8 protein-coding genes are annotated in these 12268 nt (G+C 68.7%); 4 read left to right on the top strand and 4 right to left on the bottom strand.

The annotated features are described in order from the left end of the window. Positions 1 to 102 precede the first annotated feature (102 nt). Positions 103 to 714: a DUF6801 domain-containing protein gene (locus tag EIZ45_RS20475; protein ID WP_037811680.1), complete on the top strand. Its 612-nt coding sequence runs from the start codon at positions 103 to 105 to the stop codon at positions 712 to 714. 334 nt (positions 715 to 1048) lie between these two features. Here the strand turns inward: EIZ45_RS20475 and EIZ45_RS20470 are convergent, their stop codons facing one another. Beyond that, the gene (locus tag EIZ45_RS20470) at positions 1049 to 2083 is read right to left on the bottom strand and encodes a hypothetical protein (protein WP_134665515.1); all 1035 of its coding nucleotides are present in this window, start codon (positions 2081 to 2083) and stop codon (positions 1049 to 1051) included. Between the two features lie 243 nt (positions 2084 to 2326). Between EIZ45_RS20470 and EIZ45_RS20465 the strand changes: the two genes are divergently transcribed. Beyond that, the gene (locus EIZ45_RS20465) at positions 2327 to 3775 is read left to right on the top strand and encodes a DUF6801 domain-containing protein (RefSeq protein WP_205670068.1); all 1449 of its coding nucleotides are present in this window, start codon (positions 2327 to 2329) and stop codon (positions 3773 to 3775) included. Positions 3776 to 4995: 1220 nt separating this feature from the next. Here the strand turns inward: EIZ45_RS20465 and EIZ45_RS20460 are convergent. After that, positions 4996 to 6303, bottom strand: a complete 1308-nt coding sequence (locus tag EIZ45_RS20460) for a CdaR family transcriptional regulator (RefSeq protein WP_134665519.1) — start codon at positions 6301 to 6303, stop codon at positions 4996 to 4998. Between the two features lie 350 nt (positions 6304 to 6653). Between EIZ45_RS20460 and EIZ45_RS20455 the strand changes: the two genes are divergently transcribed. Next, entirely contained in the window at positions 6654 to 7379 is a 726-nt protein-coding gene (locus EIZ45_RS20455) for a hypothetical protein (protein WP_037811688.1), read from the top strand. Then, the gene (locus EIZ45_RS20450; protein ID WP_134665521.1) at positions 7380 to 7766 is read left to right on the top strand and encodes a GntR family transcriptional regulator; all 387 of its coding nucleotides are present in this window, start codon (positions 7380 to 7382) and stop codon (positions 7764 to 7766) included. Between the two features lie 145 nt (positions 7767 to 7911). Here the strand turns inward: EIZ45_RS20450 and EIZ45_RS20445 are convergent, their stop codons facing one another. Continuing rightward, positions 7912 to 8709: an arginase family protein gene (locus EIZ45_RS20445; protein WP_134665523.1), complete on the bottom strand. Its 798-nt coding sequence runs from the start codon at positions 8707 to 8709 to the stop codon at positions 7912 to 7914. A gap of 119 nt (positions 8710 to 8828) precedes the next feature. Beyond that, on the bottom strand, positions 8829 to 12206 hold the full coding sequence (locus EIZ45_RS20440; RefSeq protein ID WP_043835404.1) for a pyruvate carboxylase: 3378 nt from the start codon (positions 12204 to 12206) through the stop codon (positions 8829 to 8831). Positions 12207 to 12268: the final 62 nt, after the last annotated feature.

The raw sequence follows: 12268 nt of genomic DNA, 5'->3' as shown, positions 1-12268 counted from the left end.
CCCCGTTCCCGAAAACCTGGTCCGGAACGGAATCCGCGGAAACCTCCGTCCCCACTGCGCAGGATCGCCGCGAAAACTGCAGTCCGATCTAAGGAGAATGGTATGCCCCGGCTCAGCAAACTGTCCACGGGCGTGGCGACCGGCGTCGCGGTAGGCGCGATCGCGGTCCTCACCGCAGGCACGGCCTCGGCCGCCACCGCGACCTACCAGGCCGGCCCCGCGAACTACAGCTGCACGTTCCCGGCCATCCCGGCACAGAACGTAGCGATCACCGCGCAGTTCGACGGCCCGGACACGATCCCCGTCAACGGCACCACGACGCCGTCCAACGTTTCCGGCACCGCGACCATCACCGCGCTGGTCCACGCGCTGCTCACCGCAGCCGGATACGACGGAATCCGCGGCACCGCCGACGTCCCGATCACCGTCGACAACGGTTCGCTCTCCCCGTCGGACGCCTCCGGCCTGCAGATCCCGGAGCAGATCTACCCGGCGGGCGGCGCGATCACGGTGAACATCGCCCAGACCTCGACGTCGTCGATCCCGACCTACACCGCGCCGAGCACCCCCGGCACGGTGACGTTCGGCCTCGACACGGGGCTCTCCGCGCAACTCGAGTTCCACAAGGCGTCAGACGGCAGCTGGACCCCGTGGACCATGCAGTGCAGCGCCCCGTCGGGCACCAGCTTCAGCCCCTCGGGCACTATTTCCTGACCCATTCCGGTGGAGGGGCGGCCGAGTGCCGCCCCTCCGCCGTCGTATCCAGGACCGGCGCAGGCAACCAGAAGACCAACTCCCGCCCAGCCGTGTGCCCCGGTCTTGCACCTGAGAACCGCTTCCCGTCGTGACACAGAGAAGCGCCCTCCTCAGAACGCGGGCAGCGATCCGCAGGTGCGGCGAACGAGAAACCTGTTCAACACCCGAGCTTCCCAGTGCACCGGAAATCGGCTCCCTTCAGCGTCCGGGAACCGGCTCGACCCGAGACGAACAGTCGTGACCCCGTTCCAGCGCACCGGAAACGCGGCCCTGCACCCTCGCGCCTGGCGCTTCACCGGCGGCAGCGGATCGACAGATCCGTGATCACCAGGTTGTACTCGTAGCCCGCCGACGCACCGGTGACCGGTCCGCACACCGGCGGTTTCGGCACCGTCGCCTGACTGTAGGTGTTGTTGCCCCAGAGGACCATCGACCCGTCCGCCTTGACCACCAGGTTGTGGTTCCACCCCGCGTCAATGGCGACGACCCCGCTCTTGGCCGCCGCGGGGACCTCGGTCTGGCCGTCGTTGTCGTGCCCCCAGGCGATCACTCCGCCGTCTTTCAGCGCGAGACCGTGCTCATACCCGGCCGAAATCGCAGTCACCCCGGACCGCGCCGCCTCGGGAACCGTCGCCTGGCCGAAAGTGTTGCTGCCCCAGGCGAATACGGAGCCGTTCTTCAGCACGAGGCTGTAATCCCCGCCCGCCGAGATCGCGCTGACGCCGGACTGCGCGAAGTCCGGAACGTCCGACCGGCTCCCCCAGCTGACCACCCGGCCGTCCGCCAGCAACGCGAGGCTGTGCACCGCACTGGTGGAAATCGCCGTGACCCCGCTGGAGACCGACGCGGGAAGCTCCGTCTGGCCGTACCAATCGTTGCCCCACGCATACACCTTGCCGTTCTTGAGTCCAAGGCCGTGCGTCCAGCCCGCAGCGATCTGGCTGGTGCCCGACGACAGTTCCGCCGGCACTTCGCTTTCGCCGAAATTGTTGTCGCCCCAGGCGAGCACGGCACCGTTCTTGAGCGCCATCGCGAACTCTCCTCCGGCCGAAACCGCGGAGAGACCCGAGGTCAGGGCCGGTGGCATGGGCGAGGGCGCTTTTTGCGTCCCCCACTGGTAAAGCCCGCCCGCGGCGGTCAATTGCGGCACGTTCGCCGCGCCGGCCGCACTGCCTGCCTCCCGCTGCGCTCCCGCCGCATTCGGTCGCGTCGGCTGCGGCGCCGACGTCGCGGCTGCCGGACCGCTCGACGAGGTCCCTGCGCCCACTACGACGACCGCGAAGACCGCCGTCGCTGCCTTGCGCCATCTCCGGCGTCCGGCCGCCATCGCAGCTCCTTCCTCCGTGCTTCCCGCAGAGATGTTCCCAGTCCCGCGGCCTGCGCGGGGAACGCGCGAATTCTTTGTCAGTTTCCGATGAAAAACCGGCTCCAGACTAGCTCCCGGCCATAAGAAAACCCTTTTCCCGCAACGGAAAACGACCGTCCGCCACCCATGCTTGCGCACCGGCGAAACTCACCGGTAACTTCGCTCGGAACCCATTTTCCGGACCGCAGGGCGAGGAGGTACACGATGCCGAACCCACGCGGGCGCTCCGCCCGCCGCCGCCCAGCTTCCCTCGCCCTTGCAGTACTCGGCGCACTGTCGATCGGCACCGGCGCCCTCACCGGCGTCAGCTCCGCCTCGACCGAGACACCCACCCCCGCCGCACCGCCCCCGTTGTCAGCCAGCGAACAGAGTGTCAGCAAGGACATCGTCCTCGACTGCCCGTTCGCCGCCCCCGCCGGCTCGCAGCAGATCACCCTCACCGTCTCCGCGACCGTGCCCGCGACGGTGCCGGTCGGGTCCGCGCTGAAATTCCGTTCCCTGACCGCGTCTTTCACGCTTCCGCGCGCCGTCGCCGTCCAGCTGGCACCAGATGCCCCAGACGGTATCCGCGGCGGCCTGACCCTCGACCTCACCGCGCGCCAAGGCGACAAGAGCACCGCGATCCCCGCTCCGTTCACGATCGCCGCGACCCCGTTGCCGCCGGCCGGCGACGTGAAGCTCACCGCGACCGCGGACCTGCCGGAACAGGCAATTACCGTCCCCGGCAAGGTCAGCTTCGACGTCGGAGCCCCGACCATCGCGGTGAAACCGGCTGCCGACGGCGCCACCGAGACCGCACCGGTCGCCTGCACCCTTCTTCCCGACCAGACCACCACCCTCGTGTCGATCCTCGCCACCGGAGCGCCCACGACTGCCCCGAAGAAGCCGGCTGAGCCGAGCACCGCGCCGTCGCCGCCGCCTTCATCCCGCCGCGACGCGGCTTCGCCGCAGGACGACCCTCCTTTCCCGCTCATCACCCCGCTCGACTACGTCCAGGTCGCGGCGACTTCGTCCGTCTACCGGCTGGGCGCGACCGTCGCCAGCGCCCGGACCGGGGTGCTCAACGGAACCTGGACGGTGCTGCTCATCCCGCCCGACTATCTCCAGCACGACCCGAGCACGATCAGCGGAAACGTCGGCTTCCGCCCGGTCGACGCGACGTTCCTCGGCTTCGGCTTCGTTCCGGTGACCGCCACCGTCGAGTTCCTGCCCGTCGACTACCGCAACTCCAAGCTGATCGAGTTCACCGGCAAGCTCGTCCTCTCCGGCGATTTCCTGACCACGCACATCCAGGTCATGGCCCGGATGAGCAACGCCAGAATCAACGGCGTGCCGCTTGACCTCGGCCCGGACTGCGTCACCGCCAAGCCGATCTCGCTCAGCCTGTCCGGTGCGTACAGCGCCTTGAAGGGCGGCATCCTCAGCACGGACCCGAATTCGCCCGACCCCGACTACCGGGGTTTCGCCCTGCCGCCGTTCGTCCACTGCGGCACCGCCGAACCGCTCAGCCCGCTGCTCACCGGCATGGCCTCCACCACGACGAACGTCAACCAGGCCAAGGTCGTCAACGTCAACTTCGGCTCCTGCCCCGCCAAGGACTATCCGGATCACACCAAGTGCAAGCCCATCCCCAGCACACCGCCTCCTGGCTGAGACCGAACACCGCACCGGCTGGTGGAACGGTGTTCGGTCAAGGTTCCGCCAGCCCGCTGACGACCGGGCAGCACCGGTTTCGCTCCGCTGCTTCACCCGGTGGCCGCCGACCGACCACGACCATGAGCCCGGCGCCCCGACCCCGGCACCCGCACCGGTCGCCGCTCGTCCAGCAGCATCGCGGCACGCGGCCGATCGGTCATCCGCTCGCCCGCGAGGGATCCGCCAGCACCGGAATGCGCGGCACGCTCAGACCATGACAATCCAGCCAAGCGCGCACCGCCACGAAGGCAACGTCAATGAAGGGCGGAAACCTGTGCCGTCATCAATGAGGAAATTATGCGTGGCAACAACCGCGTTAGCCGCCACCGTATTGGCTGGATCCCCACCGGCCTCAGCCGCCGGCGGAACGGAGTACACACTCGGAGCGGATCAGCCGGTGCAACTGTCGTGCCTGCTAGGCCCGCTCGGGCCCGAGCCCGCCGAGATCACGGCACACTTCACGGGACCAGCTTCTGCCGGACGGGGAGACACCGTCACGTTGACGGAGTTCGGCGGAGCACTCACCCTTACCGGGTTCGTCAGCGCAATCCTCCAAGCCGCAGGAATCGACGGACTACGAGGCGCCGCGGACGGACCCACCTTCGACTTGTCGCTGTCGGCCTCCGCGGGCTCGCGTCGCCGCCTTCTGTCATCGGGTTCACGATCCCTGAAACCGCAACCTCGGCAGGCAAGGGAAACGACCCCATCGCGCTGCCGATCGTGCCGACTGCCTCGTCGGCCGTCTCCTACACCGCTCCCGGTAATCCCGGAAGCATCTCCTTCTCGACTACCGGCAACGTCCCCGGCATCGACGGCTTCACCTTCGCCTGCAAACCCACTACAAAAGTTCTGGCTGGCAAGACCTTCTGGTGCAGTGCCACCCGACGGCCGAAATACCCGGCTTCTCTCCCAGCATGACGGTCTTGTGAAACCGCGAAGGGTCGTCCCAAGCCAAGCCGAACGCCCATAGGCCGCCAACGTCAGCCCGCGCTCATCGCACGCTGCTCCAGCCTCACCCGCAAACCACACAAGATTCGCCATTGAGCGGCTACGTTGGCTGCTACCAGCGATTCCGACGCTGTCCGTCCTGGTGTTCGCCGGGTTGCGTTCCCTCCCCGCCGGGCCCGCGTCCCTTCTGCTCGAGACAAAGCGACCCCGGAAATACTGGCGAGCCTGAATCACCTGCCCGACCTTGGACCGGACGAATTTTCGAGCGAAGTCGGCCGACGGCTGGCGGGCACCATATTCGCCCCGGCGAGAGGCTGCGGCCAAGACAGCCCCGAACGTGGCCGGTCGTCCGCGGCCGCGCGCAAGACCAGTTCCATTTCGAACCGCGCGGCTGGATCGCGCAGCAGCTCGCCGAAGGTCGCCTGCAATTGGCGCATGCGGTACCGCACCGTCTGCGGGTGGACTTGCAGGCGTTCGGCGATCTCGACCACGTTCCCCTGACTGTCGAGCCAGGCGCGCAGCGTTTCGAGCAGACGCTCCTGTTGTTTGTCGGTCATGTCCGCCAGGGGGGCGAAAAGCCGGGTGCGGAGGAGGTCGGTGAGCGCGCCGTCCGAGCGCACCAGCAAGGAAGCGAGATGTTCCTCCGCGCGGAGCACCCGCTCACCAGGGATTCGCCCCCGATCGGCGAGAACCAGCGTCCGGCGCGCCCAGCGCAGGGAATCGGCGAGGCTCGCCAACGGCACACATGGCCCGACGGACAGCCGGCAATTCGGCAGCGCAGCCTGAAGTGTCGCGAGCCGGGCGCCATTGACCGCGCCGGGCACGACGATGCACGGCTCGGCGGAGTCCAGTTCCGCCAGCACGTCCGAGTCCAACGTCGCGTGCCGACGAGCCCTGCCGTTCAGCGGCGATTGGACGGCAATCGGCGACGCCTGCTCCGGCACGGCCCACCCGGTCAGCTGGGCCAGCTCCGCGATCGCCTTCGGCGGAGCGGCCGGGACCTCCAGCAGGACGCCGAGCAACCGTCGCCGCCAAGTGTCCAATGCGCCGGCGGTGCGAGCTTTCGCCTCTAAATAGCCATCCAGCGCGACCGACGCCAATTCGTCCATGAACGCCAACATCGCGTCAGCCAGCTGCGACATCACCGCCGACGAAAGGCCAGCCCGCCGTCCGACGCGCATGATCCGGCGCCACGACACACGCGCGCCGACCCGGTAGGCCGACTGCAGAGTGTCGAGGCTCCGCCCTTCCCGCATCTCGTTCTGCCCGAGCCGATGGTGCACCTCGTGCGACTGTTCCTTCGACGCCCGCGGGTCGGCGATCTGCGCGACGAACAACGTGATCGCATACTCGACGCCCGCGCGGATCGATCTCCCGTACGGACCGTCGAGCGGCCGCGCGTAGGCGGGAATCGTCGCGCGGATTTCGTCGACGATCTCGGCGGACAGGCTCGCCAGCTCGGGCCGCAGGATCTCGGCGAGTTTGCGCGGCAGCGCAGCCGACGGCACAGCGTGATCGAGTCCCCGCTCCACCGACATCGCAGCTCCTTCGCTCCGCCCCGGTTCCCCGACCGCGCCGCGGCGCCGCCGGAAGCCCCCGCATCCATTGAGGGGTGACACCCGACACATCGAAAAACCAACGCCAAACGTGTCACCACTCCCCGAAGAAACCGATTTCTTGTCACGTTCGTGACAAGTTCACGAGGTCGGAGGGGCACATCGCGACAACACACCACCAGGTGCGCTACGCCATGCCTGCAAACGGGCGAACCTGGACACCTGCCTTCAGCGGCGGCCCGCCGGGTCGCCAAAACGACCACAGAGCGTCACGCGGCAAAGCCCGCAGCCCTCTTGTAGCATGTACTTGATACAAGAGGGAGGGGTCCACGATGCAACTCGACTCGGCGCTCGCCGTCGCGGGCATTACCGGCCTGTTCGGGCTGATCATCCTCGTCGTGTTGTGGCCAGGCGAGAAACAAGGCGCTCGGCTGCTCGCGAAATGGGGCGTGCGGAACCCGACTGCCGACCAGGTGCCGGTAGCCGTGCGCTATCTGCGCCGTCGTCGATTCTGGTATCCGTGGCTGTTCCTCGGTCTCCCCCTCATCCCGGGCGCGACGAATCTCGTCGGAGAACGGACAGCGAACTCGCTCGTCTTCGTGGTGCTGCTCGGCGGGCTCGCCGCCGAAATCCTCGCTCAGCGTCCCTCGCGGGAACCCCGCAGGGAAGCCGTGCTGGCACCACGCGCCGTGCTCGATTTCGCTCCGTTGTGGACGGTCATCGTCTCCGGGCTGGCCACTGTCGCCGCCGTCGTGCATCTCGCCGTTTTGCGGCAATGGGGCCCGCTGGCGGTGACTGTCGGCGCGGCGGCGGTGTCGTGGATCATCGTGCTCCTCGCGGTGCGGCGTCCGGCCGCCGGCGACCCGGAAGTCGACCAGGCACTGCGCGTGCGCAGCGCCCGCGTCGCTCTCGGGCTCGGCACCGGAACGGCTGCCACGCTCGGCTGGACGGTCGGCGACCTCGCCTCGTTCCTCGCGTTCGTGGCCACCGTCGCCGCATTTCTCGCGATCGTCGGCCCGCCGCCCAAGCAGCGCGCGACAACCACGGCAGCGCGGTAGATGCCGCTGCGAGTAGTGGTCGACGCCGAAAGCGGGGTTCCGCCCTGGCGTCAGGTGCACGACCAGATCATCCGCGCGATCACGACCGGCTCCCTCGTCCGGGACGCCCGTCTGCCGCCGATCCGTCAGCTTTCAAGGGACCTCGGGCTCGCCTCCGGGACCGTCGCCCGCGTGTACCGCGAGCTCGAGGCCGCCGGCTGGGTCACCACCGCACGGGCACGCGGAACCGTCGTGACCGGCCCGGCCGAACGACCGGATCCGGGCACGCTGCTTCTCAACGCGGCCGTCGAATACGCCCGGCACAGCCGGGAACTCGGGGTCGCGCCGGACGAAGCCGTCGACGCCGTGCGCGTGGCATTGGCGAGCCTGGACGCACCGTCGCGGTGAATCCGGGCGATCGTCCGGCCGGCGCGGTTTTCGCCGTTCTGTGAACCGTCTTCCGCACGGTCTCGGGCACACCTCCTTCTTGCCCGTGCGTTCCCGTGGTCCACTCACCGGACGAGGCGCGGATCCGCCGCCTCGGCGCGGAGGTTCAGCCCTCCATCAGCACCCTCCCCACCGCGGCCAGCACGGGTTCCAGCGCGGCGACTTCCATGCCGACGCATTCCGTGATGCCCGCACCGACGACCTCCATTCCGGAAAGCCCGTCGATTGCTTCAACCAATTCAGCGATCGTGAGCCCGCCGGGCTCCGGATAATTCACTCCGGGGAACTCGCCGGGATCAAGAATGTCCAAATCCACATGCAGATAAACGCGGTCGACTCCGGCGGCGTTCAGCGCTCCGGCGACATCGTCGGAGCGCACGGCGAGGCCGCCGGCAATGGCTTCCTCTTCCGCGGGATCGGTCGAGCGGGCACCGAACAGCACCGCTCGGCCGCGTTCGATCGCCGGACTCGCGGCGAACTCCTTATCGCCCTCGCCGAGCAACGACCGCAGCACCATGCCGTGATACGCGCCCGACGGCGAGGAATCCGCCGTGTTCAAGTCCGCGTGCGCGTCGAACCACGCGACGCCAAGCGTTGCGCCGTAACGGAAACGCGCGACGCCAACCGGGACCAGCTCAACGCCGCAGTCGCCGCCGATCGTGAGCACCGGGCCTTCCGGCGCTTCGAGCGCAGCGAGCTGCAACTGCCGGTTCGTGCCCGTGAGCACGGACCGGTTGGCTATCCCGGCGACGACGTCGGACGCCGCTGCGTCCTGGCGTACGTGGTGCACCGGCTTGCCGAGCACGTGCCCGGCGAGTTCGGAAAGTGCGCGGCAGCCCTCGATCAGCCCCTTCGCCCCGGGACTGATCGCGCCCTGCCATTGCGGCACCGCGTTGATCAGCATGCTTCGACGCTAGCGCGAACACCCCGGAAAAAGCGAGCCGTAAATGGTGCGAGGGGTCCCCTCGCTCCGTTTTGGAGCGAAGGGACCCCTCGCACAGGAAAAAGTGGCGCGGGAGCCGGTTATTCGAGCACGATGAGAAGGTCTCCGCCCTCGACCTGCTGAACGGAGGTGATTGCCAGCCGACCGACTTTGCCCGCCGCCGAAGCGGTGATCGACGCTTCCATCTTCATGGCCTCGATCGTCGCCACGGTCGCCCCTGCCGCCACCTGGTCGCCTTCGGCCACCTGCAGCGTCACCACGCCCGCGAACGGCGCGGCGATCTGCTTCGGGTTGCCCTTCTCGGCCTTTTCGGTGGCCGGGATGTCCGAGGCGATCGACCGGTCCCGGATCTGGATCGGCCGGAGCTGGCCGTTGAGCGTGGACATGACGGTCCGCATGCCGCGTTCGTCGGCCTCGCCGATGGCTTCCAGTTCGATGAGCAGCCGGACGCCGGGCTCGAGGTCCACCGAGTACTCCTCACCCGGGCGCAGACCGTAGAAGAAGTCCTTGCTCGGGAGCACGCTGGTGTCGCCGTAGGCGTCGCGGTGCGCGAGGAATTCCTTGGTGGGGCCGGGGAACAGCAGCCGGTTCAGCGCGCCGCGGCGGTTGTCGGCGAGTTCCTTGTGGTCCTCTTCGGACAGTTCGGCGACCGGTTTGGCCTCCGAACGGCCCTCGAGCGCCTTGGTGCGGAACGGTTCCGGCCAGCCGCCGGGCGGGTCGCCCAGTTCGCCGCGCAGGAAGCCGATCACCGAGTCCGGGATGTCGAACTTGTTCGGCTCCGCCTCGAAGTCCGCCGGGGAAACGCCGGCGCCGACGAGGTGCAGCGCGAGGTCGCCGACCACCTTGGACGAAGGCGTGACCTTCACGAGGTGGCCGAGGATCTTGTCCGCCGCGGCGTACATGGCTTCGATGTCCTCGAACCGGTCGCCGAGGCCCAGCGCGATCGCCTGCGTGCGCAGGTTGGAGAGCTGGCCGCCGGGGATCTCGTGGTCGTAGACACGTCCGGTGGGCGACGCGAGACCAGCCTCGAACGGGGCGTAGATCTTGCGGACGCTCTCCCAGTACGGCTCCAGGTCGCCGATCGCGTGCAGGTCGAGGCCGGTGCTGCGGTCGGAGTGATCGGTGGCCGCGACGATCGAGCCGAGCGACGGCTGCGACGTGGTGCCCGCCATCGACGACACGGCGCCGTCCACCGCGTCGGCGCCTGCCTGAATGGCGGCCAGGTAGGTGGCGAGCTGACCGCCGGCGGTGTCGTGCGTGTGGATGTGCACCGGAAGGTCGAATTCCTTGCGCAACGCGGTCACCAGCCGAGCCGCGGCGGGCGCGCGGAGCAGGCCGGCCATGTCCTTGATGGCCAGCACGTGCGCCCCGGCTCCGACGATCTGCTCGGCGAGCTTGAGGTAGTAGTCGAGCGTGTAGAGCTTTTCGTTCGGATCCGACAGATCGGAGGTGTAGCAAAGCGCGACCTCGGCGACCGCGGTGCCTGTGGCGCGGACGGCTTCGATGGCAGGCCGCATCTGCTCGACGTCGTTGAGGGCGTCGAAGATGCGGAAGATGTCGATGCCGGTCGCGGTGGCCTCCTCGACGAAGGCCGTGGTGACCTCGGTCGGGTAAGGCGTGTAGCCGACGGTGTTGCGGCCGCGCAGCAGCATCTGCAGACAGATGTTCGGCACGGCCTTGCGCAGCTGCTCCAGGCGTTCCCACGGGTCCTCGGCGAGGAATCGCAGCGCGACGTCGTAGGTCGCGCCGCCCCAGCACTCCAGGGACAGCAGCTGCGGCACCGTCGCGGCGACGACCGGGGCGACGGCGAGCAGATCCTTCGTCCGGACGCGCGTCGCGAGCAGCGACTGGTGCGCGTCGCGGAAGGTGGTGTCGGTGACGCCGAGCTGCGGAGTTTCCCGCAGCCAGCGCGCGAATCCCTCCGGGCCGAGTTCGGTCAGCTTCTGCTTGGAGCCGTCCGGCGGGACGAGATCCGCGGGCAGCTTCGGCAGCTTCGTCGCGGCCTCGGGAGTGCGCGGCCGCTCGCCGTGCGGACGGTTCACCGTCTGGTCGGCGAGGTAGGTCAGCAGGCGCGTGCCGCGGTCCGCGGAGTGCCGCGCGGTCAGCAGGTGCGGCCGTTCCTCGATGAACGACGTGGTGACGTTGCCCTCGCGGAAGTCCGGGTCGTCCAGCACCGCCTGGAGGAACGGGATGTTCGTCGCCACGCCGCGGATCCGGAACTCGGCGACCGCGCGGCGGGCGCGGCCGACCGCGGTGCGGAAATCGCGGCCGCGGCAGGTGAGTTTCACCAGCAGCGAGTCGAAGTGGGCGCTGATCTCGGTGCCGGAGAACGCGGTTCCGCCGTCGAGCCGGATGCCCGACCCGCCCGGCGAGCGGTAGGCGCTGATCATGCCGATGTCCGGCCGGAAACCGTTGGCCGGGTCCTCGGTCGTGATGCGGCACTGGAGCGCGGCGCCGCGCAGGTAGATCTTGTCCTGCGACAGGCCGAGGTCGGCGAGGGTCTCGCCGGAGGCGATCCGCAGCTGGGACTGCACGAGGTCGACGTCGGTGACCTCTTCGGTGACCGTGTGCTCGACCTGGATGCGCGGGTTCATCTCGATGAACACGTGCTTGCCTTCGCGGTCCAGCAGGAATTCGACGGTGCCCGCGTTGCGGTAGCCGATCTGCCGGGCGAATTTCACGGCGTCGGCGCAGATGCGGTCGCGCAGTTCCGGGTCGAGGTTCGGCGCGGGGGCCAGCTCGACGACCTTCTGGTGGCGGCGCTGCACCGAACAGTCGCGCTCGAAGAGGTGGATCACGTTGCCCTCGCCGTCGGCGAGGATCTGGACCTCGATGTGCCGCGGCTCGACCACGGCCTTCTCCAGGAACACGGTCGGGTCGCCGAACGCGGATTCGGCCTCGCGCGCGGCGGCCTCGATCGACTCGCGCAGCTGAGCCGGGTCCTCGACGCGGCGCATGCCCCGGCCGCCGCCGCCGGCGACCGCCTTCACGAACACCGGGAAGCCGAGTTCGTCGGCCGCCGCGACCAGTTCGTCGACGTTGCTGGACGGCTCCGACGAGCCGAGCACCGGGACCCCGGCCTCGCGCGCCGCCTTGACCGCACGCGCCTTGTTGCCGGTCAGTTCGAGGATTTCGGCGCTCGGGCCGACGAAGGTGATCCCCGCTTCTTCGCAGGCCATGGCCAGGTCGGGGTTCTCCGACAGGAAGCCATAGCCCGGATAGACCGCGTCCGCGCCCGCCTTCTTGGCGGCCTTGACGATCTCCTCGACCGACAGGTACGCGCGGACCGGATGGCCCGGTTCGCCGATCTCGTAGGCCTCGTCGGCCTTCAGCCGGTGCAGCGAGTTGCGGTCTTCGTGCGGAAACACGGCGACTGTGCCCGCGCCCAGTTCGTAACCTGCGCGGAACGCCCGGATCGCGATTTCGCCGCGATTGGCCACCAGCACTTTGCGGAACATGCCCGGTCCTTCCCTTTTCGGATCGGTATCGAAGGCACGTTACCCGGTTCGTCCCGCGGTGC

It is taken from the genome of Amycolatopsis sp. CFH S0740, from assembly GCF_004522315.1.
Taxonomy (GTDB): domain Bacteria; phylum Actinomycetota; class Actinomycetes; order Mycobacteriales; family Pseudonocardiaceae; genus Amycolatopsis; species Amycolatopsis nivea.
This window is presented reverse-complemented; position numbering and strand designations above follow the sequence as displayed.